The 24839-nt window shown below is 40.3% G+C and carries 28 protein-coding genes; 4 read left to right on the top strand and 24 right to left on the bottom strand.

Going from position 1 to position 24839, the window contains the following annotated elements; all coding sequences use genetic code 11:
• Positions 1–13 precede the first annotated feature (13 nt).
• Positions 14–745 (bottom strand): YqcI/YcgG family protein, encoded by a 732-nt coding sequence (locus CSV69_RS10890; protein WP_099693417.1) that lies wholly within the window; start codon positions 743–745, stop codon positions 14–16.
• Between the two features lie 210 nt (positions 746–955).
• On the bottom strand, positions 956–1324 hold the full coding sequence (locus tag CSV69_RS10885; RefSeq protein ID WP_085427121.1) for a carboxymuconolactone decarboxylase family protein: 369 nt from the start codon (positions 1322–1324) through the stop codon (positions 956–958).
• 101 nt (positions 1325–1425) lie between these two features.
• Between CSV69_RS10885 and CSV69_RS10880 the strand changes: the two genes are divergently transcribed.
• Complete coding sequence (locus tag CSV69_RS10880) at positions 1426–1923, top strand: metallophosphoesterase family protein (protein WP_099693416.1); 498 nt, start codon at positions 1426–1428, stop codon at positions 1921–1923.
• 12 nt (positions 1924–1935) lie between these two features.
• On the opposite strand, the gene namA is transcribed toward CSV69_RS10880, so the two are convergent.
• Entirely contained in the window at positions 1936–2955 is a 1020-nt protein-coding gene (namA, locus tag CSV69_RS10875; protein WP_085427123.1) for an NADPH dehydrogenase NamA, read from the bottom strand.
• A gap of 178 nt (positions 2956–3133) precedes the next feature.
• A complete protein-coding gene (locus CSV69_RS10870; protein WP_099693415.1) occupies positions 3134–3688 on the bottom strand; it encodes a DJ-1/PfpI family protein in 555 nt (184 codons plus the stop codon).
• Between the two features lie 146 nt (positions 3689–3834).
• Between CSV69_RS10870 and CSV69_RS16840 the strand changes: the two genes are divergently transcribed.
• Positions 3835–4011: a hypothetical protein gene (locus CSV69_RS16840; RefSeq protein WP_157129935.1), complete on the top strand. Its 177-nt coding sequence runs from the start codon at positions 3835–3837 to the stop codon at positions 4009–4011.
• A gap of 34 nt (positions 4012–4045) precedes the next feature.
• Here the strand turns inward: CSV69_RS16840 and CSV69_RS10865 are convergent, their stop codons facing one another.
• From CSV69_RS10865 to nagZ, 7 genes are all read right to left on the bottom strand, one after another.
• Entirely contained in the window at positions 4046–5347 is a 1302-nt protein-coding gene (locus tag CSV69_RS10865; protein WP_099693414.1) for a purine/pyrimidine permease, read from the bottom strand.
• 473 nt (positions 5348–5820) lie between these two features.
• Positions 5821–6090: a hypothetical protein gene (locus CSV69_RS10855; protein ID WP_143560826.1), complete on the bottom strand. Its 270-nt coding sequence runs from the start codon at positions 6088–6090 to the stop codon at positions 5821–5823.
• Between the two features lie 87 nt (positions 6091–6177).
• On the bottom strand, positions 6178–8541 hold the full coding sequence (locus CSV69_RS10850) for a penicillin acylase family protein (RefSeq protein ID WP_099693411.1): 2364 nt from the start codon (positions 8539–8541) through the stop codon (positions 6178–6180).
• Between the two features lie 358 nt (positions 8542–8899).
• Positions 8900–9694, bottom strand: coding sequence for a VLRF1 family aeRF1-type release factor (locus CSV69_RS10845; protein ID WP_085427128.1), 795 nt, complete (start codon positions 9692–9694; stop codon positions 8900–8902).
• Between the two features lie 129 nt (positions 9695–9823).
• The gene (locus CSV69_RS10840) at positions 9824–11335 is read right to left on the bottom strand and encodes a Na+/H+ antiporter NhaC family protein (protein WP_085427129.1); all 1512 of its coding nucleotides are present in this window, start codon (positions 11333–11335) and stop codon (positions 9824–9826) included.
• Between the two features lie 97 nt (positions 11336–11432).
• On the bottom strand, positions 11433–12065 hold the full coding sequence (locus CSV69_RS10835) for an esterase/lipase family protein (RefSeq protein ID WP_085427130.1): 633 nt from the start codon (positions 12063–12065) through the stop codon (positions 11433–11435).
• Positions 12066–12083: 18 nt separating this feature from the next.
• Complete coding sequence (nagZ, locus tag CSV69_RS10830) at positions 12084–13730, bottom strand: beta-N-acetylhexosaminidase (RefSeq protein WP_099693410.1); 1647 nt, start codon at positions 13728–13730, stop codon at positions 12084–12086.
• A gap of 113 nt (positions 13731–13843) precedes the next feature.
• On the opposite strand from nagZ, the gene CSV69_RS17045 reads away from it, so the two are divergent.
• A complete protein-coding gene (locus CSV69_RS17045; protein WP_198166234.1) occupies positions 13844–14020 on the top strand; it encodes a hypothetical protein in 177 nt (58 codons plus the stop codon).
• A gap of 45 nt (positions 14021–14065) precedes the next feature.
• Here CSV69_RS17045 and CSV69_RS10825 read toward each other — a convergent pair whose 3' ends face one another.
• The 6 genes from CSV69_RS10825 to CSV69_RS17300 all read right to left on the bottom strand — a co-directional run bounded on the left by CSV69_RS10825 (position 14066) and on the right by CSV69_RS17300 (position 16329).
• Positions 14066–15052 (bottom strand): bile acid:sodium symporter family protein, encoded by a 987-nt coding sequence (locus tag CSV69_RS10825; protein WP_233192373.1) that lies wholly within the window; start codon positions 15050–15052, stop codon positions 14066–14068.
• Positions 15053–15176: 124 nt separating this feature from the next.
• Positions 15177–15299 carry a hypothetical protein gene (locus CSV69_RS17320; RefSeq protein ID WP_255396878.1) on the bottom strand — a complete coding sequence of 41 codons (123 nt, stop codon included), beginning with the start codon at positions 15297–15299 and terminating at the stop codon, positions 15177–15179.
• A 54-nt stretch (positions 15300–15353) separates the two neighbouring features.
• Entirely contained in the window at positions 15354–15476 is a 123-nt protein-coding gene (locus CSV69_RS17315) for a hypothetical protein (protein WP_255396877.1), read from the bottom strand.
• Between the two features lie 54 nt (positions 15477–15530).
• Positions 15531–15653, bottom strand: a complete 123-nt coding sequence (locus CSV69_RS17310) for a hypothetical protein (protein ID WP_255396876.1) — start codon at positions 15651–15653, stop codon at positions 15531–15533.
• A gap of 359 nt (positions 15654–16012) precedes the next feature.
• On the bottom strand, positions 16013–16135 hold the full coding sequence (locus CSV69_RS17305) for a hypothetical protein (protein WP_255396875.1): 123 nt from the start codon (positions 16133–16135) through the stop codon (positions 16013–16015).
• A 71-nt stretch (positions 16136–16206) separates the two neighbouring features.
• Positions 16207–16329, bottom strand: a complete 123-nt coding sequence (locus tag CSV69_RS17300; protein ID WP_255396874.1) for a hypothetical protein — start codon at positions 16327–16329, stop codon at positions 16207–16209.
• Between the two features lie 283 nt (positions 16330–16612).
• Between CSV69_RS17300 and CSV69_RS10820 the strand changes: the two genes are divergently transcribed.
• Complete coding sequence (locus CSV69_RS10820) at positions 16613–17167, top strand: cupin domain-containing protein (RefSeq protein ID WP_199170412.1); 555 nt, start codon at positions 16613–16615, stop codon at positions 17165–17167.
• A 99-nt stretch (positions 17168–17266) separates the two neighbouring features.
• On the opposite strand, the gene CSV69_RS10815 is transcribed toward CSV69_RS10820, so the two are convergent.
• The 7 genes from CSV69_RS10815 to CSV69_RS10790 form a co-directional block, all read right to left on the bottom strand.
• Positions 17267–17581: a hypothetical protein gene (locus CSV69_RS10815; RefSeq protein ID WP_099625976.1), complete on the bottom strand. Its 315-nt coding sequence runs from the start codon at positions 17579–17581 to the stop codon at positions 17267–17269.
• Positions 17582–17880: 299 nt separating this feature from the next.
• The gene (locus CSV69_RS10810; protein ID WP_099693429.1) at positions 17881–19209 is read right to left on the bottom strand and encodes a D-arabinono-1,4-lactone oxidase; all 1329 of its coding nucleotides are present in this window, start codon (positions 19207–19209) and stop codon (positions 17881–17883) included.
• Complete coding sequence (locus CSV69_RS10805; RefSeq protein ID WP_233192372.1) at positions 19209–20408, bottom strand: amino acid deaminase/aldolase; 1200 nt, start codon at positions 20406–20408, stop codon at positions 19209–19211. Before CSV69_RS10805 ends, CSV69_RS10810 begins: the two co-directional genes overlap by 1 nt.
• A gap of 398 nt (positions 20409–20806) precedes the next feature.
• Positions 20807–22171, bottom strand: coding sequence for a 23S rRNA (uracil(1939)-C(5))-methyltransferase RlmD (gene rlmD / locus CSV69_RS10800; protein ID WP_099693406.1), 1365 nt, complete (start codon positions 22169–22171; stop codon positions 20807–20809).
• A 66-nt stretch (positions 22172–22237) separates the two neighbouring features.
• Positions 22238–22372 (bottom strand): cytochrome bd oxidase small subunit CydS family protein, encoded by a 135-nt coding sequence (gene cydS, locus CSV69_RS17295; protein ID WP_255396873.1) that lies wholly within the window; start codon positions 22370–22372, stop codon positions 22238–22240.
• A 12-nt stretch (positions 22373–22384) separates the two neighbouring features.
• Entirely contained in the window at positions 22385–23410 is a 1026-nt protein-coding gene (locus CSV69_RS10795; RefSeq protein WP_099693405.1) for a cytochrome d ubiquinol oxidase subunit II, read from the bottom strand.
• Positions 23407–24744, bottom strand: coding sequence for a cytochrome ubiquinol oxidase subunit I (locus CSV69_RS10790; RefSeq protein ID WP_099626300.1), 1338 nt, complete (start codon positions 24742–24744; stop codon positions 23407–23409). Before CSV69_RS10790 ends, CSV69_RS10795 begins: the two co-directional genes overlap by 4 nt.
• Positions 24745–24839: the final 95 nt, after the last annotated feature.

The raw sequence follows: 24839 nt of genomic DNA, 5'->3' as shown, positions 1-24839 counted from the left end.
AGACAGTCTGTTTTTACATATCTTTATGCGTAAATGGGCACTTCCCTGTTAGTGGCACGCAATCGTCGCCAATGAAGGACTGTTTCCATTCATTATGCGTTGGATCTCCGAAGTGGCTAATGTCCGGATGCTTCGGAAGATCATCCCATACCTCTACACGCTCACGAACCTTTTCACGCGAGTTGATCCCACCCTTTTCTGTGCCTGTTAGACCTTTAAAAATCTTACGTGGCTGAAAACCGATGACCATTGCATTGCCTAGATCACGCGTCTTCCTCTGTTTATAAGCAGGCGCATTGCCAAAAGCAAAAATCGGCTCGCCTTGGAAATGGAAGTCCCATAGGTAGTGATCAGGGTCACGTGGTGCTTCAGCTGGCCATTCTTTCGGATCTTCTATATGCACATACTGCAGAATATCCCAAAACTGCTGACGGTATTCTTCTATTGAACCTTCTTCTTCAAAAGGCTCAACAAAGACAAATAATCCATGACGTTTATGCTTAGGATTTTCGAATAGCTTTAAAAATGCTGACAACGCTTGAGGTAAGTTTGACCAGTCCTTTTGAGAAACATAGGCATAGCGCAACTCACCTTTATTTTCACCAGCCATTCCAAAATAGCATGGAAACGTTTTGTCCGTCACAATAGCATGGAACGTCTGATATTCTCTAAGTAGCCATTCTGGTAAATCATTACGTTCTGTAAAGTCTTCCTTTTTCAATAACGGGTTTGATGTTTGAATCAATGTTTTATATTCCCCCTCTAACTAACTATGCTGTATATGCGTTACCCTCACCTTAACGGAATGTAATATATGGAATAAATGGTTCTCACTTACTATTTACACTCCTCGAGAGCAACTTATACAAGATACGGAATACGATGGGGACCTAGAACACACTACGATTTTATACAAAGAGAACACCTCATCGATTTCATTCGACAAGGCGTTCTTTTATTGTATAGGTTTCGGATTTTCCTGTAATTCATCGATCGTTTGCATAACCAACGTGACTGCTTGGCTCAAAGCACTTCCTCCGCCAAGTGCGGCTGCTACTCCCACCGATTCCAGCACTTCTGAAACTGTACAACCTGCATCCATACAGGCTTTTGTATGGAAAATAATGCAGTATTCACTATGAGCGTACACACTAACTGCAAGTGCAATGAGCTGCTTATATTTTTGACTGATATCTCCTTCTTCAAAACTGACTTCCGTAAATGCATGGAATGATTTCATTAACTTCGGCAATTGTTCGCTCATTGCGCCCATACCGGTTTTGTAATCTGCCAGTACGGCATCTGTAAATGTATAGTCTTCCATATAGATCGCCTCCCGTTATAGCAACAGTATGTCCGATTCTTTGTTTGCTATGCAGCGATTACGGAAATGTTATAAGCAATTACAAATCAAGGAGGTTCATCATGAAAATTGTCATTACAGGTGATACACATATTCCTGGCAGAGGAAAGGTTCTGCCTTCACGGTTACTTAAAGAATGCTCTACGGCTGATTTGATCGTACATACAGGTGATTGGAAATCCATCGAAGTTGTGCAGATGCTTTCTGAATTCGCAGAAGTAAAAGGAGTTTCAGGAAATGTAGATGAAGAGGATATTAGAGAACAGTTTCCATTGCAACAAGTGATTCAAGTAGGACACGTTAAAATCGGCTTGGTACATGGTCATGGAGATAAAAAGACTACAGAAAAACGTGCAATTGAAGCATTTGAAGGAGTGCCACTAGACGTTATTATCTTCGGTCACTCCCACATTCCGATGCTTCGTTACATCAATAAAACTTTGCTGCTAAATCCTGGTTCCCCGACAGATAAGCGGAAACTCCCACATTATTCATTCGCTATCTTACATATCGAGGAAGAGATTCGTGCAGAGTTAATTTTCTTTGATGATAAAACATAAACTACAAAGTGATTAGAACGTCCATCCGCGCTTATATTGAACAGGTGATTCAATTTCGACACCAAGTTCTTTAGCCGCTGTATACGCCCAATACGGATCACGTAATAATTCGCGAGCAAGCAATACGATATCCGCACGATCATTTTGGAGTATTTCTTCTGCTTGCAGCGCCGATGTTATCAATCCTACTGCACCTGTTGCAATATTCGCTTGCTGACGAATTATATCCGCATGAGGCACTTGATACCCTGGGAATGGATGAATTGCTGCAGGTACTACACCGCCTGTGCTCACATCAACCAAATCGACACCTTGCTCTTTCATCCAGCGAGCCATTTCTGCATATTGTGAAGCATCCATGCCACCCTCTTGATAATCTTCGGCTGAGATTCTGACAAATAACGGACCTTCCCAAACGGATCGTATGGCATCAATCACTTGCCCGAGTAAACGGTAACGATTTTCTGCTGATCCACCATACTCATCTTCTCGATGATTACATAATGGTGTTAAGAATTCATTAAGTAAATAACCATGAGCACCGTGGATTTCAATGACATCAAAACCAGCTTCCTTGGAACGGATTGCGCCTTGTTTGAATGCTTCAATCGTTTCTTCAATATCCGCAATTGTCATCTCTGCCGGTGTCTTATATTCTTCATTGAACGCGATGGGACTTGGAGCATAAATCGTTCCTTCCACTGTCGCTTTTCTTCCCGCATGTGCCAGTTGGATACCCGTACGAGACCCGTGTTGCTTCATCAAACGCACGATTTCTGTTAATCCTTCGACGTGATCATCCGACCAGATTCCCAAATCTTCACTCGAAATTCTCCCTTGCGCTTGAACAGCTGTTGCTTCTATGATAATGAGACCGACTTGGCCGACTGCACGTGTTGCATAGTGAGTTTTATGCCAATCCTCCACTTTTCCATCTTGATTATGTGAAGAGTACATGCACATTGGTGCCATTGCAATCCGATTTTTAAATTCTACGTTACGTATAGTATAAGGGCTAAATAATTTTGTCATGAAAATTCCTCCTTGAATAGTAGCTAGTGAAAGTATAGCAAATCTATAGTGGTTTTTAAGGAATCAGGATTTCACTGAGATGGTTCATCATTTTTCTTGGTTACTAAAAAACTGAAGACAACTCCATTTTTAGAGTTGTCTTCAGTTTGATGCGAAGCTTAATGTGATTTGTGTTTTATCATTTATTGACCATTTTCATAAATTCTCTCATTAATCCTGGAAGATCGGGCCAAGCATGTCCTGACACGAGGTTTCCTTCTGTATGAAGATCTTTTTCGATATACGTAGCGCCTGTTGCAGTAACATCGGGTTTACATGCAATATACGCCGTGTATTCTCTGCCCTTCATAAGGTCTGGAATAATGGATAATACTTGAGCCGCATGACAAACAGCCGCCACAGGCTTATCTTCTTCAAAGAAATGACGGACAATTGCTGGTAACGATTCATCAAGACGAATGTATTCTGGCGCGCGTCCACCTGGAATAATGAGTGCATCATAGTCTGCAGGATTGACATCTTTGAATGCAATATGCGAATCCAAGCCATAAGCAGGTTTTTCTACATACGCTTCCATTCCGTCGATGAAGTCATGCGTAACAGTATATAACTTTTTTACGGACGGTGAAGCAATAGTCGTGTCAAATCCTTCTTCCAAACAGCGATAATACGGATAGAAAATTTCCAGCGCTTCTACAGCATCTCCGCCTAGAATTAATACTTTTTTACTCATGTGCAGATCCTCTCCCTATTCTGAATTGTGTTACTCCTTTACTTCTTTCGACAGTTTACGAATGAATCCTCTTTCTTTTAATGAAATTGGCTTCATTACGTATAGTTATCTCGAATCGCAACATATTATGGCGAGGAGGGATTTCTATGGACAGAGATATACGTCACCTGTTTCACAAAGGAACCATCAACGAAGAAATGGGAATGGAGTTTGAAGACATTGCGGAAGCAGCTTCAAAAGCTCGGGAAAATTCGAGTGGTAAAGAATATCGTGACGCATTGAAAGAAGTTTATCGTGAAACAGAAGATAAAAGAAATAAGTAATGAAAAAACCAGACAGCTTATACTGTCTGGCTTTTCATATCTTATTGTATGTGATCCTTTTACTTCTGCGTATCATATATTGCTCAATAATTATGGCGAGAATCGTTCCTGTAATCAATCCGTTAGATAACGTAGAAGCTACAACGGCAGGAAGTTCAGACAAGCTTTCTGCGGGTACGAACATAGTACCCACACCCACCATCAACCCAAATGCTACAGCTTGACGCGCGCGTTCTTTTTCTGGATCGGCATCTAGTTCATTGAATGCCATCGATACCATCTTCGTAAAGATCGCGAAGGTTACAGCGTATGCAACGGGAGCAGGTAATGCCGCGAATATAGCCATGATGCTTGGAAACAGTGTAATCAACACCAATAACGAACTACCGATAATGAACGGTTTAATAGATGGCATTCGTGTTGTGCCAACGAACCCTGCAGATCCTGAGATGGGTACGGAACCAATAGCGGAAAAAGCGCCTGCGATTAGATGTATAAACCCTGAAGCAAATGCTCCTTGGCGCAAGCGATCTGGTGGATGGATATGAAAAGATTCCTTCAGTAAATGCTCCATGACTCGAATAGACGCAAGCATATTCGCTACCAGTAATAATGTAATGAATACTGCCGTAACGAGTACTCCACTATCCCAGACAGGTTTCCCATAAACAAACATTTTCGGCAGCTGGATCAGTTGATCGGACACCCGCGCTACCGCTGGTGTTTTCCCTAGTGCCAGGAAGATTCCCCAACCAAGTGCAATCGAAATCAATACAGCGTATTTAGATATCGACGGACGTTTATTAGCCATCGTAATGAATGTAATCAACAAGACAATAAAACTTCCAAGCAAAATGATGGGGTCGAGATGATCTCCTACTTCTTCTATGCCCATCATACCTTTAATGAATGTTCCACTTAGTTGTAAGATCAACAACATTAAATAAGTGAACGTAATGGCCGGTGTAAAAAGTGCTTTCATTTTTGTAATGATTCCAGTAGCCGCTAGGATAATGAATAGCACACCACTGTATAACATACCGCTTTGCAAGGCTTGCAAGACGTCTGTTGATGTTGTATAAAAGATGCCAATCATTCCAGCATAGACTACATAGATTCCCCACCATAATCCCGCAGGTCCTTCGTTGATGGGCATACGGTGTCCGAAGAATGCTTGAATCAGACAGGCGATACCGAGTACGAATATGGTTCGTTGCATGAACAGTGAGGTAGCGATTGGGTCCATGCCGAAGACGTGTGCGATGGCGATGGGTGCTGCGATGGATGAGGCGATGAGAAAGACGGTCCATTGTATACCGCCTGCTAGATGTTTCATTGGACAATTCCTCCGATAAGTGTTGCGTTGTTTAGAATCTTTATAGTATATCATGGGAGGTTGTTGTTTTTCGAACCTATGGATAATTTGTTTGAAAAGTAAGTAGGATACGATGTTAAGTTGTGTTTTTGCGAACCCTTTTCTCTTCCTTGTTTTTGCATAGGTAGTGGTTTGACTAGCAATGTAAGTGGAGCGGGCATTGGTTCCACTTCGGCGGTGGTGGATGGCGTGTAGGGCAGTTCTGGTATTCGTTTTTCGAAAACATGGGGAAGGTGTTCGTACGAGTAAGTAGGATACGGTTTTAGGTTGTGGTTTTGCGAACCCTTTACTCTTCCTTGTTTTTGCAAAGGTAGTGGTTTGACTAGCAAAGTAAGTGGAACGGGCATTGGCCCCACTTCGGCGGTGGTGGATGGCTTCCGCAATGAGCCAGTCAGGAAGAGCGCCTGGCTGTCTCATTACTACGCCTACCACTGTCAGCCGCCTACGTTAGATTGGGTGTAGGGCAGTTCAGATTCTTCTTTTGCAAGGATAGGAACTAGTACCACCCAGTTACTGGTTTTATCTACTATAAACCGCAAGCTGAATTGGTAAGTACTTAGTAGCGCAGGCACAACTGCGGGGTAGGCCGTGGCCATGAGACAGCTAGCAGCCCCACCGCTAGTTGGCTCATGGCTGGAGGCAATCCCCCACGTGCCTGCGCGGGTCCAAAGCATGACATTCACTACTTTCAATGACCAAGCCAAACTCGAGCAACGACCACAACACAAAAAAGAACTATCACAAGAAGCAGTAACATCACCGCTCTTTGGATAGTCCTTTTGAAATTCCGATTACTTTCCTTTCGGCTGCAGCGTAAGCACACGACCGTCCGGTATGTCCTCGCTCATTAACGTTTCATGATAGTTCCCAAGCGCCCAGTCCTCCGCCTGGTCGTGGAACCATTTGGACTTCAAGTGTCCACTTTGCCCTGGCCCGACGACGTGGTATGTTTTTGTTAAATCGTCTAAGTCTGCAACGAAACGCCAAGATGCGCCGTGATTGACGGAGCCATCGTCTTTAAACGCGGCCGCTTGTACAGTGATATTAGATCCACCGATTGGTTGTTTTTCGGGATTTAACAATTTTGCAAATAGAGGTGAAGCACTCGCCAATGGATGCGGGAATGTTAGTTTGTGATAATCTCCCCATGCCCATTTTTTCTGTTTGTCGCCGAAGTCATTGGCGATGTTTTTCATTGCCTTGCTGAATGCATCGTATACCCATTGATCAACACCTTGTTTTTCTTCAAGCCAGACGCTTTCTTCTCCGTTATAACCTTTGCGTAGAAGTTCATCTGTTATTTGATTTTTGCCCGGCATGAGTTCATAGACATCTGACGGCATTTCATCGCGGAACATATCGATTTGTAGTTGCTTCATCCACTTATGGAAAATCAGTGGGGCGCTGCTGTCTTTCGAATCAATTTGATCCCAGTTTTGCAACATTTCCAACGTGTCTTTATAGTCGCCTGACTGGTCTTTATTCTTTACTGATCCAATCATGGAATCAAGAAATTCTGCTGCATAGAGATTTTTTTGATCCATTTGGAGTTTCATCATATCGTCTGTAGTGAAGTTATCTCCTTCACGTAACACTTCCGCTATCCGTTCGAAACGGTATGGTTGTGCCCAAAACTTCGTAATGTGGTATGGATAACTTTCATTCACCACTTCATTGTTGGCTGTTGCGATAAAGCCTTCATCTGGATTCACAACACGTGGCAGTTCATCGTATGGTATATACCCTTCCCACCCATAGTCTGATGAATCTCCAGGCACTGCCAATTGTGCGTCTCCTTGTTTTCGAATCGGTATCCGACCGTTCGCTTTATACGCGATTGTGCCGTCCGTTGAAGCAAAGACAAAATTCTGTGCAGGAGCATGGAATTTTTCCAATGCTTTCTCGAAACTCTGCCAATCCGATGATTTATTCATCTCCATGATCGCTTCGAGTTCAAGCGTTGGTTCCAGTGCTGTCCACTGCATCGAAAATAATGCATCTGGATCTTCTTCTTTGTACATGACATCTGAAATGATTGGACCATGTTTCGTGACGATAACTTCATATGGAATATCTTTACCATCTTTAACTTTGATCGTCTCATCACGCACTTCTGCCTGTTCCCATTTTCCGTCGTAGAGAAACTGACCTTTTTCAGTTGGATGCGGAACTTCAATATACAGATCTTGCACATCCGGTCCGACGTTAGTAACTCCCCAGGCAATGTCTTCATTATTGCCTAAAATGATTCCTGGAATCCCTGCAAAGATTACTCCTTCCACATTTTGCTCAGGCGATTGCAGATGCATTTGATACCAAATAGATGGAGTGCTCAGTCCTAAATGCGGATCATCGGCTAGTAGTGGTTTACCCGAAGCGGTCTTTTCTCCAGATACTACCCAGTTATTACTGCCATTGAATTCAGGTGGCGATAGCTCTGGTAGAAAACGTCCCGCCACTTCCACGTTATATTCTTTATTTGCTGTCATGATAGATTCTGCGTTTTCCGGATACGTAAGGAATAAATCCTTCACTTTCTCTTCTGGGAATGCATTAATTGCCCAGTGGCGGAATGCTTGTGGTTGCCACCTCCCGCCGAGGTCATACGCCATATACTTCCCAATTGTTAACGAATCGACAGGAGTCCACTCTTCAGGTTCATATCCAAGAAGTGCAAATTCATAGGATAATTTCTTTTCAGCCTTAGATTCCTCAATGAATGCGTTGACTCCTTCTGCATACCAACCGAGTACCTCTTTTGCGTGATCGCCATAGCCTTGATATGAAGCTTCCGCGGCATTTCTCAAACTGAATGTGCGGAAAAGCTTATCCGTATCGACCGCCTTGTCGCCGATGACTTCCGCTAGGCGACCACTTGCCTGCCTGCGTGCTAAATCCATTTGGAATAGACGATCTTGCGCTTGGACATAACCTTGTGTGCGATATAGGTCTTCATCCGAAGCGGCATTGATATGCGGTACCCCATTCTTATCTCGTGTAACAACTACTTCTTGTTCAATGAATGTGACTTCATGCTCTCCCGCTTCAAGTGGTTTTGATTTAAGAATGTAAGCGTTTGCAAATATAGCGATCAGTACTGCTACGATTGACAGTATACTAAGCGCCCAAAGCGTTATTTTTTTACCTCTTCCCATGCCATTACCCCCTTCTGTACAGCTTAGTATACTATTAATATATTGAAATTACTTTAGTTTTTATTGTTTAGGGGGAAGGATTAAAAGTAATTTTGAAATTTGATTCGGTGGCATAAGTGTGAAGGAGGAGCATTTTTAATGAAAGCAGATGATACTTATAGTGCATATTTAACTTTGGTTTGTAATTAATTTCGCATCTGATCTTGAACTACTGGAATTAAACTGTATTCAAAGACAACAGTATTTTACGCACTGCCGCGTATAAAGGACATAGATCCATTCGCTCTTAAAACCACGCAAAAAAGAATATCCTTTAATGAAGTAGCTTCATTTTAAGGACATTCTTTTTTGTTTTTCATTATCGGGATTCGAAAATTTTTTGGATGACGTGATTGTTATTTGCTTTACCGAAGTTTTTATGAATACAGCTTTGTGGCTTTTCACTCAAAATAGACGCGAAGCTTTTGGCCAATTCCGCTTCCCCTGCCACATGCACTTCTTTCCAGCCGCGCTTCTTTTTCATATTCCCTACCACAGAGCCCATATCCTTATAAAAACGATCTAAGTTCTCTTTCAATCGATGGTCAAAACCGTCTGTATGTCCTCCTACTCCCCGCTGTATGGAAGACTTAACCCCTTTTTGTTCTTTCCAGACATCAAGACCCGAATCGAATTCATAGACCTTTTCATCATGGACTCTCCCCATTGCCGTATCCAAAATCCGAACATCGCTGTAACTTGGGAGTATAATTCCCGCTTCTGGATATGCTTTTAACATATACTCCAATTCATCAGTCATTGCTCGTTCTTCCCAGTGAAAGCTTGTTTTCACCGCTACTTGGACATAATGTACTGACCAAATTTCAGGATTTGCAGCAGCAAAAATGATTGCCCCTTTTGCCAAATCATTTTGTTTATCTTCAATTTCCTTCATGACTTTATCTTTCAATGAACGAAATGAAGATAATTCCTTTTCATTTCCTGACGCCACGAGGTATTCATCAAGCCTCTTTAATCCAGACTTCAAATGAATTCTCCATGCAGCTTGCTGTTGTTCAGGATCTGCAGGATTCGTGTTCAAGTATACTGATAGCACACAACGGTCATCACAGCGAAACGCCTTCAATTTTTTTAACTCTTCGCTAATGTTCATCCATTCATCCTCCTTATTCCCTCAGCAATAGCATGCCCGACAAAGTGAATATTACAAGGGGAGAAGTATTGTGAATTTTTTCAAAAAAAAGCAGTGCGCTTTCGAATGAAAGAAACACCGCTTTTACACTTAGTTAGTTATGCTTTTGGCTTGTCTTTTGGATAATACGAGAGCCACAACAATAATGATTGCGATAGACAAGAATATCGTATATACACTGCCTGTTATGCCCGCTACTATAAATCCGATGAATGCAGCAACTGCATTTAATAATGCATAAGGAAATTGCGTTTTTACGTGATCAATATGATCCGCGCCAGCGCCTGTGGAGGATAAAATGGTCGTATCGGAAATCGGTGAACAATGATCTCCAAAAATCCCACCTGACAACACAGCTCCAATACAAACAAGCATATGCGCATCCAGTGCTACTGCCATTGGGATAGCAATCGGAAGCATAATAGCGAACGTTCCCCAAGACGTACCAGATGCTATCGCCATGATTGCACCTACAACAAATAATATGGCCGGTATGATGAATGCTGGAACGTTTCCTTGCATCACTTCTACGATATAATTCGCAGTTCCCATTTCACCGATGACTTGACCAAGCGCCCACGCTAACACAAGTGTTGTCGCTACATACACCATTTTCTGCATGCCCATCGTGTAAATATCAACAGTTTCACCAAACTTCTTAATTTTGAAAATCAGCATCAGTACTACAATGGTGATTGCTGCAAATAAGTAGGCCGTGCTAAGTGATACTCGGAAATCTCCCCCTGGAACCGGCTCAAAAGGAAATCCGAAAGAAACAAGTAAACCAAATAATGTTACAAACAATACAAGCAATGGTAACCATACTAAGATGGCACGGCTTTCAGTTGTATATTCATCTGTAATTTCGGGTTTACGTAACGGCTTAGATTCTGGCCAGTATAGCTGACCTGTCTCACGTACACGACGCTCAGCTTTCCCCATTGGCCCAAAATCTAGTTTCGTCAACGCAATGACTGGAACTAAAAGAACGGCTAATATAGCATAAAATTGAAACGGAATTACTGCAACTAGCGTACTGAACTCAGAATCTGCAATATTTAAATTATCAAATTCCGCACGGATTAATCCCATAATATACACGCCCCACCCAATGAACGGAATTAATACCGCAACTGGTGAAGAAGTAGAATCGATAATCCATGCAAGTTTTTCACGAGAAATCTTTGCTTTATCAAAGATCTTTTCAAAAACGGGCCCAACAATTAATGGAGTTCCTAAGTCCGAAAAGAAAATAATTATTCCACCGAACCAAGCGCCAAGTTGTGCTCTAGCCCTAGTAGTAAAAAACTTTGCCGAAGAAGTTGCAAGTGCTGCACCGCCACCTGACTTTTCCATCAGGGCGACAAATCCGCCGATAAAGAACAGAAGAACTAGTACGGCTGCATTATAACCGTCTGTAAGTTGCGGGAATAAGTAATCTCCTATTGTAGATGTAGTAGCAGTTAGCGGATTACCCCCAACTAGAAGAAGCACACCAATAAAGACCCCTGAGAATAAAGCAATGATGACGTTCTTCGAGATGATCGCTAAGATGACCGCGACTAGTGGCGGTAAAAGCGAGAGTATTCCCATATGATCCATAGTTATTTACTCCTTCGTTTATGTAATTACTTGCATATACATGCAGTTTGCAGACTACTTTAGTATAAATAGTTACGCGAAGGATAGCAATGAATTATCAAAATTGACCAATTTTTAAAAAACGTGCCGTCAATTCAGCAACTTCTTTCTGATGATGGATTTCTTTATGACCATAAGGCAACGTAATGAAATCAGATAACCCTGGATAATGTACTGAATTCAGCTCTATTCTTCCGTCATTTTCACCTGACAGTAATTTTCCGAGCCATAAATGATTTCGGTTTCCTGCGATTGCACCAATCGAAACAGGACTGATATCTGGTAGGTTCATCTGCTCAATATACACTGCATTTAGGGACTGCAGCGTCTTATAGTATTCGGTATAGCCATTGATTTTACTCGCAACGTGTGCAAGCTGACTTCCTCGGTTCGGCGTAGCAATTTGTACACAGCGACCAATTGAATCAATCCAATCGGTTTCCTGCAATACTTTTCGAATTAGTAAACCACCCGTACTATGTCCAACCAGATGAATAGGCGATTCTCTCTGTAATGCCATATCGAATAAAGTTTTTTCCACAAGAAAAAAAGAATGATCGAATTCATGACGGGTTAACGGTAAATCGAGTGACCGACAATGAAAGCCATAGTGTTCCAAATGGCTGGACAACGTCTGCATGTCCCGGGAAGTTTTATTAAAACCATGAAGTAAAAGAACTTGTTCTTCCATGCGATCACCCCTTACTGATTAATTTCTCGCTTCAATCTTTTTTATAAGTTCCATCGTTTGTCGATTCAACTTCTCTACATCTACTTTGTCCTTTTGAACATCATTTATTTGATATTGTTGCTTTAGCAGTAATATCCTTTCAACACTTTCATTGATTCGTTTTTCCGTTAGTGTTCCTTCATCAATTGCTTTTTGTAATGCGGTTAGTATTTCGTTTACTGGCGTATAGTTATGCCCAACAAGCAATATGTCTCCTCCGGCTTGAATGGATCGAACTGCCGCTTCTCCAATCGCATAGTTCTTACCAACGGCCCCCATGACCAAATCATCGGTAATGACTACACCATCAAACTGTAATTCATCACGCAATAAGTCTTGAATGATCTTTTTGGAAAATGAAGCAGGTATTTTTGGATCATAGGCTTCTACAATTAAATGGCCGACCATTACTGCTTTTACTCCACCATCAATAGCTCGCTTAAAAGGAGGCAATTCCACTTTCTGCAGTCGCTCCTTATTATGTTTGATCACTGGCAAATCAATATGTGAGTCTACACTCGTATCACCGTGTCCCGGAAAATGCTTCACGACAGGAATGACATGTTGCGACATCATTCCATTCGCTTGCTGAATTCCAGCCTTACTGACTAACTGCACATCAGCACCATACGAGCGATCACCAATCACTGGATTATTCGGATTGCTGTCAACATCAAGTACAGGTGCAAAATCCATATTCAAGCCAAACGCACTCATTTTACGTCCGATTAACTCACCGACATCATAAGCATATTTCCCATTTTCAACATGTCCGATTTTGCGATTGGAAGGTGTTTTCACAAGCGCCTTCGGTAATCGGGTAACCCGTCCACCTTCCTCATCTGCACTAATGAACAATGGCGTATCGGCGTTTGTATTGGCTTGTTTCAAATCATTGATCAAATCTAACGACTGTGACACCGATTCGAAATTCCGTTTAAATAAAATAATGCCACCCACATGTTTATCCTGAATCAATGTCTTGGCTACCGAATCCAGCTGTGGTCCTTGCACGCCTATCAATAGTAACTGACCAAGTTTTTCATCTAGCATCATCTTCTGCAATACATTCTGAACTTCCACACTTGGCTTATGAACAACAGCAACTTCCTCGATTATTCCACTCTTCTCTGAAGTGGAAAATATAATGGTTAACTGATATTCGTCATTCAGTTCATACACAAAAGCCGGTTTACCTTCTTCAACCACTAGTTCATCTGCTGATCCCAACACTTCCTCAGTTTGAGAAATTGTTATGTCATCAACTGTTGAATCCAATGAACGTAATGTATATACCTGATTGTTCTCAGTCAAACGAAGTTTCAGCTGTTGTTTTTCATACTTCGCATATATCCCATTACTATCGCGTTCAATTTTATCCGCTTCGCCCAACTGCTCTTGAACGGTTCTAAAGTGTGTTTCCCCTACTTCCCACTGTTGATTCGGAAGCTGTCCTTTTTCAGCAGCGTCGCGGATGGCAATCAGCGCCTGCTTGTTCTGTTCTTTTTGTTTATTTTCTTGCTTAGGTTCTTCATTCTTAACGCTTTCTTGAATGGAACATCCTGTTATGACGATAAAGAGTGCACTGATCACGAGTAACTTTAAAAATCTACATAGTTTCCGCATAGTTCACCTCTTCTTTTAGTCATGATACCATTTTTCAGATAGTTATTGATATCGCAAGCTGTTGCATAAAACCTCGACTTTTGTTCATCCTAGTCGATAGGAGGTGGACGAATATGTCGAATAAAAATAGTAAGAAAACGATGAATGAACGGACGCACAATCCGCTGAGTACGTATGAAAACAAAAACAAAGAAGCTAGCAATAGTAATAATCAACATCCAGAAGGCCACTCACCAGAAGAGTTTTCTGCAGAGTTTGGATCTAGGCCAAGAAATAAGAAGAAAAAATAAAACAACTGCTGTATTCTGAAAATAGAATACAGCAGTTGTTTTATTTTACCCTATTTCATTTAGCCTACTATGACGTCTTCCATACCAGTCTCCCACTTTATTGTATAAAGAGGCAAGTACTTGCTGGAATAGCATACCGAAAACGACTGGCATTGCCACTTTAGCTGGGAAGAACGTCGTGGCGATAACTACACCTGTTGCGATATTACGCATTCCGCCAACAAACATGAATGTCGTGACAATGACAGGATCCCTCCAAAGTAAATGTGCCAGCAATAACGCTGAGGCATAGCCGGTTAGCGCAATGAAAAGTACCATAGAAATAATGCCAACAAGTTCTAGCGTAATCTTCTGTACATAAGGTGCTACCGCACTACCATTAATCGCAACAATCGCAAACAGACTCAATTTAGAAAACGGTGCTAAGCGAGGTCCCCATTTTTTTTGGACGCTGCCTTTCGATAATTCATTTAATGCAATACCTACTATCGTAGGTAATACAATCATCCATAGTAAATTTAAAATCAATGACATATTATCGATTGTGATACGTTCTCCAACGACAATGTGAATAATCGTTGGTAAGACGATGGGTGCTAATAGCGTATCAATTAAAATAATGGACAAACATAACGGTAAATTCCCTTTTGAAATGGTTACCCAGATTACACTTGTAACACCTGTAGGTATAGCAACTGCCAATACGAAGCCGACTGTCAGTAAATGATCATCAAAAAAGATGGTAGATAAAAAGTAAGCCCATGCAGGCATGATCATATGCAAAAATGCGATGCTCATTAACACAACTCCTGGATGCTTGCTTACCATACGCACTTCTTTCACATTCATACCTAGACTACCCACGAATGTCATGAATGCAAACAACCACGTGACGATAAATAACAGCTGTTCTCCTACTTGATGAAACAGTACACCCACTACTAAGCTGAGTGGTGTTAAAATGGCGATCCATCGTTGTAAAAATGTATTCAAATCACTTAACATACAATTCCCTTCTTTAAAGCCCGACATCAGTGTTGATATAGTCGTATTCTAGCATAGTCGTTTGCCTGAGAGTAAATACTCTTCCCTAATGAACAAAATACATGCATAAAAAACCCGTAGCGCTGAATCGCTACGGGATGTTGTTTTGAATTTATTTTGTGTATGAAAGAACTGCGTATTTACTGAAGTTCTTCATTGCGTCAGTTGCTTCTGCTTTCTCAGCGTATTCAAAAATCCGTACGTTTTCTTGACCAAATAATGTAATTACCCACATGTTTTCCAGTCTCCTTTTAATTTGTATGGTTATTCTTGCCATAAAATCTGAAGTTTAGTACGTGTATGAAAGAACTGCGTATTTGCTGAAGTTTTTCATGGCATCAGTTGCTTCTGCCTTCTCAGCATATTCAAAAATTCGTACATTTTCTTGACCAAATAATGTAATTACCCACATGTTTGTCAGTCTCCTTTTAATTCGTATTGGTATTCTATTGTTAAAAATTGATACTTAGTATGTGTATGTTAGTACTGCGTATTTGCTAAAGTTTTTCATTGCACTTTTCGCTTCTGCTTTTTCAGCGTATTCAAAGATCCTTACGTTTGCTTCATCAAACAATGTGATAACCCACATATTGTGTAGTCTCCCTTTTTGTTTGGCTGCTTATTTCCGAAGAGGAATGGGCTAACCAATTTCTTTTGTTACTCTTATCATACTCTGTTCTACAACAAAAGAAAGCGGTATGTGAAGCATTTCACAATTCATTCAAAATCAAAACGCTTACATATGTCAGACTTGTGACTGCAAACGTTTTCTCATTACTATTAGTAGTTTTATGCTCATTTTTTAATTTATATTTTATTTTTTCATTAACACTAAATTACATCTTTCGACAGTGGTTACAAGCTGTCACTTCAAATTAGATATATTTCATCTCTATTTATATGTAAAAAAACCGTAGCAAGTTTCGCTACGGTCAAAGTAATAACTACTTATTTTGTGTAAGAAAGAACAGCATATTTACTGAAATTCTTCATTGCATTCATGGCTTCTATCTTCTCAGTATATTCAAATATTCGTACGTTCGCTTGATCAAATAATGTAATTACCCACATGTTTGTCAGTCTCCCTTTAATTTCGCTTTTTATCATTCATTAATATTAACTATGCGTATGTTCAGTGATTTTTATTTTGTATAGGATAAAACAGCGTACTCATTGTGCTTCTCCATGGCAGTCGTAGCTTCTGCTTTCTCTGCGTATTCAAAGATCCGTACTTTTTCTGTTTCGAACAATGTGATAACCCACATATTGTTCAGTCTCCTTTTTGGTTGTATTTAGATTCACAAGGCGAGAATCTATGACCAACTTTTCTTATTAACCTTAGTATAATATCTTTAGTATGCGTTTTGGTCACATTGTGAAGGTTTTCACAAATCATACAAAGTTAAACCGCTTACATATGACTACTTTGTGAATATTAGTCATTACAGGTTTAGCTGCTCACTACTATTTCTATTGAACACAAATAGAATTTTAAGACATATACTATGATGAAAACGTAAAGAAAGGATGAGTTCAATCAATCAACCTATGCCAAATTTCATATTTACATGTTGGTATCAGCCACTATATGTATTTCCTTGTTTCCATACGTTCCCTTTACGGCAATTGAATCAAGCTGATATCCCACCTGTACTAACACACCGTAATCCAACAGATTTTGGTCCTATGCCCTTCACGATTAATATAGAAGAGGCCGCAAAAAGAAACCAAACATTCCGCACTGTATTATGGACGGGTGACCATTTGCAACTCACACTCATGAGTATTGCGCCTGGAGAGGATATTGGTTTGGAAGTCCATCCCCACGTCGATCAATTTATTCGACTCGAGGAGGGGCATGGAATTGTTCAGATGGGGCGTAGAAAGGATCAAGTAGATTTGGAGAGGCACGTTCAGGATGATGATAGTATTATTATTCCAGCTGGAACTTGGCATAATTTAACGAACACAGGTACTGTACCCATCAAATTATATACTATTTATGCACCGCCAAATCATCCGCACGGTACGGTACATGAAACGAAAGCTATTGCGGAGGAAATGGAGTCCACACATACAACTCACAGCACAGAAATGAAATAATCAAAAGTAACTTTACTACGGTAGAAAAAGTGAAAAAGACAAGACACCTATTTACATGGCGTCTTGTCTTTTTCATTACTATTCATAGTATAAAATTTCTTATAACAATAATAACGCTAAGCTAACTACGATAGAAATTGAGAGGGCAATTTTACTTAATAACACAAGCTCTTCAGTTCTGAACTTTATTACAACTGCCAATATAGCTACAATGCCCATTGCGATAGCTAGTGCTCTCTGCATGGCAAAATCTGTAGGAAAAGCTGTAAATGCTAGGTAGGATAAAAGCAGGCCAAATAACATATTAATTATAATGATACTGTTATTGGATTTACTTTTATATAATACGGTTTGAATTCCTATTGCGATGACTACTAAAATTATATATATGATCCCCAATACGCCTAATGCCATTTGAGTATCCTCCCTTCTACTATAAGATTTACTAATTCAGTAATTGTAACATGAAGTCGATTATTACGATATTTCTACATTCGTTGTTTCTTTAATCCTTCAAATTCAGCAACAGATCTGCAAAACATGAGGATTCAGGTATCATTTATACGCAATAGCAAGATTCCCTTGTACGCAAAAATCCCCTCGGACTATTCGCCAGAGGGAAGTTGAAACATACATCCGTTAGATATAATCCATGCTAACAGACGGCCGATATCTGCTCATTACATCAATAGTGTTTTATCGAACTAAACAATTTAAATTGGCTGGTGGCTGGCCTTTTCAACCTTAAACAATTCATTCAAATAATGATTTATAAATATCCTCTCAGGATCGAGCTTCTCTCTAACCGCAAGGAAATCTGATAGCTTAGGATAAAGTGTTAACAAATCTTCTTTTGTTCGAGTATGCATTTTCGCCCAATGCGGTCTGCCGTCAAATTCTTGCATAATTGATTCCATATCATGAAAGTATTCTTCGTAGGGCATTCCTTTGTACATATGGAAAGCGATATAGGCAGAGTCTCTCTGATAGGAGGGGCTTATCCATATATCATCTGCCTTCACTGTCCTACATTCGATAGGAAAATGAACTTCGTGCTTTTTTGTTACGATACACTCTCGAACTTTCTCCATGGCAGGCTTTAAATTTTCTAGTGGTATGCAGTATTCCATCTCCCTAAATCGAACTAATCTCGGCGTTGCAAATAATTGATAACTATTAGCTCTTTTAGTCGTGGTGCCCACTCCTTTTGCGGACATTCTGCTGAAAAACCGACTACTCTTTGGATATATTCTACATGTTTCTGAGAAAATAAAGAACAAATAGTTTTCCAGTAATAGATTTTTAAAATGATGTAGTGCCATTCTCTGAGGTTTTTGTTCAATGATATTCATTGTCTTCACTTGAACAAGATCTGAATATGGAAACAAATAAAATTCAAAATGGCGGTTCGACTTTATGAGTTGTTCAAGTTGCTGTGCCAGTTGAGTAAATCCAATTTTCCGACTCTTGTATTCGTAGATTGGACAAGGAATAATTTTTATGGTGACTTTTACGATAATGCCAAGAAGCCCCAGTGATACAAGACACGCCTTAAAATATGTAGGGTTGCTTTCTTCTGAGATTGTTAGAATTTCACCCGACCCAGTTACTAATACAACCTCTACTACTTGGGTTGAAATATTTCCAAATGCTACTCCTGTGCCATGGGTGCCTGTAGAAATAGCCCCTGCTATGCTCTGTACATTCACATCCCCTAAATTCTCCTGCGCATACCCTAGCTTACCTAATTCTTCACCAATTTGAAACAACCGGGTCCCACCAAGTACTGTAGCGTAACATTCTTCTTCATTTATGGTCTCGATCCCGCTTAAATGATCAAGGGAAACTAGCCACTCACTGGTCTGAACTAAACTTGTAAATGAATGTCCAGCCCCTACTACTCTTATTCTCTTATTTTGTTTTGAGGCTTCTTTTACGAGCTTGCAAATATCTTCAATTGAGGTGGGGTAAAATATATTCTCAGGAGTACTTTCACTTGTATGTGCCCAATTCTTCCATGTCTTTCTCTCATCCTTTTTCATCATATAAAACATACTCCCTCTCCCCGATATGTTTTATGCCGCCCAACTATTTGTTGGTCAGATATACATACAATCTCTTGAAAGCGTTCACAAACTTCTCCCGCTTTTGCAGCGCGAAAAATAACGGCATCTCCAATTTCTAGTGTCACATTTTCATAATGTACCGGTGTTTGAACCTCGCCCGCTCCTTCTAAATCAAGCAACTTCCCGCCTACCGGATATACTGGCTGCGGTTCCTTATCCTTACCGGGTGGACCCGATGATACATATCCTCCACCGTGACAGGTGTATATATTGGGCGCAGGTTTCCGAACAATAGGTAAAGCGTAAAACAATGCCGGCTTGTATAAAAAGCCATTATAATAATCAAATAGCTTTGGTGAATAAAAACCAGATCCTACTGCAACCTCTGTAACAACATCTTCTTTAGTCGTTGAATCGAGACTTCCAGTACCGCCTCCATTAACTAATGGCAGTGAAAATCCCTCTTGTCTTAGTGCATGAACTACTTTGTTTCTTCGCTCTTCTACTTCCTTAATTGATTTCTTTTTTAAGAATTCTATAACACTATTTTTCAACCGTTGAGAAGGGACTTTATCTCCTACCCCTGCAATTTGAGCTTCATAGCCCATTATTCCAATGAGCTCTAGGTTCTGTAATTGTTTAATTTTTCTAGCAAGCTCTAATACTGCTGTAGAATCTTTCAGTGGCGATCTTCTTACACCAAAATGAAGATTAAAAAAGGTTGTGCTCATGTCAACATCAATACAAAGATAAAAACTCCCCTTTGTTTCCTTAGCAATATGATTGAGATGGTCAACATGCTCAGCTGCATCTACCATACAAATAATAGTTTTCCCTTTAGAGTTCAGAATTGAAATATCAGATAAGGCTTTTTTGTCCCAGCAAGGATATGCTATTAAAATATCGTCCAATCCTTTTTCAACAAGAAAAACGGCTTCCTCTGGGCTGTAGCACATTACCCCTTGGAACACAGAACTGGAATCTAAAATTTTCTTAATAACCTCTACAGAACGAATAGATTTTGTAGCGATCCTTATCTTTTTTCCATTACCATAACTTGCAATTTGTCTACAGTTCTCCTCAAAAGCAGGCAGATCCAACAGCAAAGCTGGAAGTGAAATTTCTTCTGGAATTTTGTTGGAATGCATATACTTCACCTCTCTTTCATTACTCATCATTCTATTCTTTTAGTATAATATTAATACCATACCACGTAAATAACTTTCTATTGCAATTTATTTGACAAATAGCTTGATTTCCCTTTACTACAATTAAAAAGACTTCGCAAGCACCGCCCTTAGTCGTCCTTTAACGAAGAAAAAATATACATGATGAGCAATTTAGTTAATAGTGTTTTCATCAGATGTTTTAACGTCTACTTTTTATTAAAAGATGAAATTATAAAGGTAATAAATTTTATTGACATAGGTTCCTTCCTGTTAAAAAAGCAACTATATTTTTGTTAAATAAACTCGGTTCCAGTACGTCAAAAAATCCCTCGGAACATTCGTCCGAGGGAACATAAAATATACTTCCTGTTTAAGTAAAATCTCCAAATATCATTACTACCAACTTATTTCAACTCTATCAACGCCACGCACTCGACATGACTACTATGCGGGAACATATCAACCGGTTGGACTTCCTTCGTGCGATAGCCACCATCTTCTAGAATGCGTAAATCCCGCGCCAATGTTCCTGGATTACAAGATACATACACAATCTTCTTCGGTTTATAAGCTAAGATAGTTTCTAATAATTTTTCATCGCATCCTTTACGTGGTGGATCAACGACTAATACATCAAACTCTTTACCTTGCGCGTACCATTTGGGGATGATTTCTTCTGCTGGCCCCGCTTCAAAATGAGCGTTAGTAATATGGTTTAGTTCTGCGTTACGCTTTGCATCTTCTATCGCCTGTGGCACTATTTCGACTCCGTATACTTCCTTCGCTTGTTTAGCCAAGAACAATGTAATCGTTCCGATCCCACAATACGCATCTACTACTGTTTCATTTCCAGTCAGGTTCGCATAATCAAGTGCCTGTTGATACAACACTTCTGTTTGTACAGGATTTATTTGGTAGAAAGAACGTGCTGAAATCTCAAATTCAGTTTCTCCAATCCGATCAATAATGACATCCGTACCATATAGCTGGATCATTTCATTGCCCATAATGACGTTCGTATTCGCTGTATTCACATTTTGCATAATAGATGTCACATTCGGTAAATGTTGCTGAATTAATTCGACTACCGCGTCTTTTTGCGGGAATTTTTTATGTCGAGTTACAAGTACAACCATTACTTGACCCGTCTGGCGTGCTTTTCTAACGATTAAATGACGTAGCATGCCTTTGTGTGTATGTTCATCATATGTCTCGATACCAAGTTGCTGTAGTTTATATTTCAGCAAAGTCATCAATTCATCGGCTTCTTCCGTCTGTATCAAGCATACATCCGTATCCACGATATGATGAGTACGCGCTTTATAAAAGCCTGTGATTACTCGATCATTCTCTGTGTCAAATGGTATTTGTGATTTATTACGGTAGCGCCATGGATCATCCATACCTTTCACTTCGTGTACTGGTACGTCTGGCAGCTTAGCAATGCGGTCCATTACATCACGTACTGTTTTGCGTTTTTGTATCAACTGGCTCTCGTAGGATAAATGCTGTAACTGGCATCCTCCACATGTCGGGAATACATGACAAGGTGGTGTCACACGGGAAGTAGATGGTTCCACAATATTGATTAATTTGGCGAATCCATATTTCTTCAATGTCTTCAATACATGTACATCAACTGTTTCCCCGGGTAATGTTCCTTGAATGAATAAAGGATAGCCCTCTACTTTCGCTACGCCCGCTCCATCATGTGTTAGATCTTCTATAGTCACTCGAATTTTTTCATTTTTATTTACTGCAAAGCTCATGATTTTTCCTCCATCTTTCAGATACTTCTAGTGTACCATGGGAAGCCAAGAAAAAAACAGACGTAATCATACGTCTGTTTTTTTACTGTTTTTATACTCATTCTTTGTCACTGCATCGTCTTTCAAAACCACAAAGAACGATAGTACGATACCTGCGATGATGACTAAAAAAGGTGCATAGAAAATCAAAAATTCATTCATCTTAATGCCCCCTTATGCATGATGGTTTTCTTTTCCTTTTACATACTCTTTATTGAATAGGAACATACGTAATAGTAAATACAATGATGGGATTAGCAGAAGTAATCCAAATACAAACGCCACGATTAAAGCAATCGCCATAGCTTGGTTCGTGAAACTATCGTAAATAGTCAAATACGGGTAGAGCAAGTATGGATAATGCGAAGCACCATAACCAAAGAAGGCAAATATGAATTGTCCTATTAGTAAACCGAATGCTAGACCATATTGCCGCTGTTTCCAGATAAGATAAACCGTTCCTAAGAACAGTAAAAACGATAGTAGAAACATCGGCCAGAATCTTTGAATATTCTCATAGTGTAGCGGGTTATGTTTACGTAATTCAAATATAATCCCGCCTGCAGCGACGATCGTTGGCAATGCCCAGATAAGCGCATACTTCCTTAACAGTTGCGTCGCCTCTGAATCCTTGGCTTTATTCGCATACCATGTCAAAAATGCGGATGAGATATACAGTGTGGCCGCTATGCTTAGTACGACAATCGACCAAGTAAGCGGACTTGTGAACAACTTCCAGTAATCTAAAACCGGCTGACCATTTACCAATTCGATAAATCCTCCTTCAGAAATCGTCAGTACAATTGACAATGACGCAGGAAGTAGTAAACCCGTTGAACCGTAAGCGAATGAATACCCTTTGTGACCACGAGCTCCATACGTTTCGAATGCATAATACGAACCTCGAATCGCCAAAAGGATAATGGCAAAACTAACCGGTACTAACAAGGTAGTCCCGTAATAGAAGGCGGTTTTTGGGAAGAATCCAATAATCCCCACGAAGAAGAATACTAGAAATACATTCGTTACCTCCCAAACTGGTGACAAATAACGCTGAATGACATGAGTCAATATTCGCTGTCGGCCTGTAAATAAACTATATGCGTTGAAAAAACCTGCTCCGAAATCAATCGCACCGATCAAGATGTAGCCGAATAAGAACACCCACAACACCGTAATTCCTAGAATTTCGATATTCATAGAATGTCACCGCCTTTCTCTCGCTGTCGATCTATAATTTCTTGTTCTACAGGATTTCTGATGAACATTCTTCTTAAAACGACTATACTGCCGATACCGAGGACGAGGTATAGAAGCGCAAAGAGTACAAGCATCGTCGGTACCTGACCACTAGTAGTTGCACCCTCAGACGTCCGCATAATATTACGTAATATCCACGGTTGACGTCCTACCTCTGCTAACCACCAACCCGCTTCGAGTGAAATGAAAACGAGTGGTCCTGCTATGACAATGAGCCATCGGAATAAGCGAGACTCAACAAATGACCATCTTCGCCACATACCAATCCAGTATACAGCTGCCAACGTCATCAATAACATTCCGATTGTTACCATAATATCAAAGAGGTAATGAATATATAGTGGTGGTGTATCCTCTTCAGGAAACTGATCCAATCCGACGACTTCAGCACTAGGTACACCGTGCGCTAAAATAGAAAGGGCATACGGTATTTTAATGGCGTATTTAACTTCGCCATCGTCCAGCACACCGTATAAAATTAAAGGAGCATTTTCTTCCGTTTCAAAATGCCATTCGGCTGCTGCCAACTTTTCAGGTTGATACTCTGCTAAATACTTACCTGATAAATCACCAATCAGCGCTGCACTGACACTAAAAATGAATCCAACTTTTAAAGTCAGGTATAAGGCTTTTTTATGATAGACATGATTTGAACCACGCAACAGACGAAACGCGGCAATGGCAGCCAATAAAAATGCAGATGTCATATAAGCTGTACCAACTACGTGTGCCACTTTTGTCGGCATAGCAGGATTAAACATTGCCACAAGCGGGTTGACGTTAATCAATTCCCCATTAACTAAATTAAAGCCTTGCGGCGCATTCATGAAAGCATTTACAATGGTGATGAATACCGCAGAGAATGATGCTCCAAGCGCGACTGGAATAAGTAGTAGAAAATGTTTCTTTTGATTCTCAAAACGATCCCATGTATATAAGTAAATACCGAGAAATATCGCTTCAAAAAAGAAGGCAAATGTCTCCATAAATAATGGTAAGGCAATCACATTACCAGCCAGCTCCATAAAATTAGGCCACAATAAAGACAGTTGCAACCCAATTGCTGTTCCTGTCACGACCCCAACAGCTACAGTAATAACGAAGCCGCGCGCCCAACGTCTAGCTAGCAAGATATAATGCTCATCGTTCTTTTTAATCCCCACCCATTGAGCTAGCATAATCATGAGTGGAACACCGACCCCAATGGTTGCATAGATAATGTGAAATGATAATGTTAGTTCAGTCAATATCCTAGAATAAAAAACGGGATCCATACGAGCCACCTCCTACTGTCCCAATTGTCCCTGCACGAAATACATAATCTTCACCGAATAATTCTTTAGTATAGTTATGTGCGTGTGACTGATAC

This window comes from Sporosarcina sp. P26b, from assembly GCF_002743245.1.
GTDB classification, from domain to species: Bacteria; Bacillota; Bacilli; order Bacillales_A; family Planococcaceae; genus Sporosarcina; species Sporosarcina ureae_C.
Note: the sequence above shows the minus strand (reverse complement) of the source record. Positions and strands in the feature narration are given on the sequence as shown.

What these genes read in the sequence shown, in the direction of transcription:
- CSV69_RS10820 (WP_199170412.1), top strand. Translation starts at nt 16,613, where the DNA reads ATGCCAAATTTCATATTTACATGTTGGTATCAGCCACTATATGTATTT.
- CSV69_RS17315 (WP_255396877.1), bottom strand. Translation starts at nt 15,476, where the DNA reads ATGTGGGTAATTACATTATTTGGTCAAGAAAATGTACGAATTTTTGAA.
- cydS (WP_255396873.1), bottom strand. Translation starts at nt 22,372, where the DNA reads ATGAATGAATTTTTGATTTTCTATGCACCTTTTTTAGTCATCATCGCA.
- CSV69_RS10790 (WP_099626300.1), bottom strand. Translation starts at nt 24,744, where the DNA reads ATGGATCCCGTTTTTTATTCTAGGATATTGACTGAACTAACATTATCA.
- CSV69_RS17320 (WP_255396878.1), bottom strand. Translation starts at nt 15,299, where the DNA reads ATGTGGGTAATTACATTATTTGGTCAAGAAAACGTACGGATTTTTGAA.
- CSV69_RS10870 (WP_099693415.1), bottom strand. Translation starts at nt 3,688, where the DNA reads ATGAGTAAAAAAGTATTAATTCTAGGCGGAGATGCTGTAGAAGCGCTG.
- CSV69_RS17045 (WP_198166234.1), top strand. Translation starts at nt 13,844, where the DNA reads ATGTCGAATAAAAATAGTAAGAAAACGATGAATGAACGGACGCACAAT.
- CSV69_RS17300 (WP_255396874.1), bottom strand. Translation starts at nt 16,329, where the DNA reads ATGTGGGTTATCACATTGTTCGAAACAGAAAAAGTACGGATCTTTGAA.
- CSV69_RS10865 (WP_099693414.1), bottom strand. Translation starts at nt 5,347, where the DNA reads ATGAAACATCTAGCAGGCGGTATACAATGGACCGTCTTTCTCATCGCC.
- CSV69_RS10885 (WP_085427121.1), bottom strand. Translation starts at nt 1,324, where the DNA reads ATGGAAGACTATACATTTACAGATGCCGTACTGGCAGATTACAAAACC.
- CSV69_RS10810 (WP_099693429.1), bottom strand. Translation starts at nt 19,209, where the DNA reads ATGAAAAAGGATGAGAGAAAGACATGGAAGAATTGGGCACATACAAGT.
- rlmD (WP_099693406.1), bottom strand. Translation starts at nt 22,171, where the DNA reads ATGAGCTTTGCAGTAAATAAAAATGAAAAAATTCGAGTGACTATAGAA.
- CSV69_RS10795 (WP_099693405.1), bottom strand. Translation starts at nt 23,410, where the DNA reads ATGAATATCGAAATTCTAGGAATTACGGTGTTGTGGGTGTTCTTATTC.
- CSV69_RS10815 (WP_099625976.1), bottom strand. Translation starts at nt 17,581, where the DNA reads ATGGCATTAGGCGTATTGGGGATCATATATATAATTTTAGTAGTCATC.
- namA (WP_085427123.1), bottom strand. Translation starts at nt 2,955, where the DNA reads ATGACAAAATTATTTAGCCCTTATACTATACGTAACGTAGAATTTAAA.
- CSV69_RS10835 (WP_085427130.1), bottom strand. Translation starts at nt 12,065, where the DNA reads ATGGAAGAACAAGTTCTTTTACTTCATGGTTTTAATAAAACTTCCCGG.
- CSV69_RS16840 (WP_157129935.1), top strand. Translation starts at nt 3,835, where the DNA reads ATGGACAGAGATATACGTCACCTGTTTCACAAAGGAACCATCAACGAA.
- CSV69_RS10840 (WP_085427129.1), bottom strand. Translation starts at nt 11,335, where the DNA reads ATGGATCATATGGGAATACTCTCGCTTTTACCGCCACTAGTCGCGGTC.
- nagZ (WP_099693410.1), bottom strand. Translation starts at nt 13,730, where the DNA reads ATGCGGAAACTATGTAGATTTTTAAAGTTACTCGTGATCAGTGCACTC.
- CSV69_RS10880 (WP_099693416.1), top strand. Translation starts at nt 1,426, where the DNA reads ATGAAAATTGTCATTACAGGTGATACACATATTCCTGGCAGAGGAAAG.
- CSV69_RS10850 (WP_099693411.1), bottom strand. Translation starts at nt 8,541, where the DNA reads ATGGGAAGAGGTAAAAAAATAACGCTTTGGGCGCTTAGTATACTGTCA.
- CSV69_RS10825 (WP_233192373.1), bottom strand. Translation starts at nt 15,052, where the DNA reads ATGTCGGGCTTTAAAGAAGGGAATTGTATGTTAAGTGATTTGAATACA.
- CSV69_RS17305 (WP_255396875.1), bottom strand. Translation starts at nt 16,135, where the DNA reads ATGTGGGTAATTACATTATTTGATCAAGCGAACGTACGAATATTTGAA.
- CSV69_RS17310 (WP_255396876.1), bottom strand. Translation starts at nt 15,653, where the DNA reads ATGTGGGTTATCACATTGTTTGATGAAGCAAACGTAAGGATCTTTGAA.
- CSV69_RS10845 (WP_085427128.1), bottom strand. Translation starts at nt 9,694, where the DNA reads ATGAACATTAGCGAAGAGTTAAAAAAATTGAAGGCGTTTCGCTGTGAT.
- CSV69_RS10805 (WP_233192372.1), bottom strand. Translation starts at nt 20,408, where the DNA reads ATGAGTAATGAAAGAGAGGTGAAGTATATGCATTCCAACAAAATTCCA.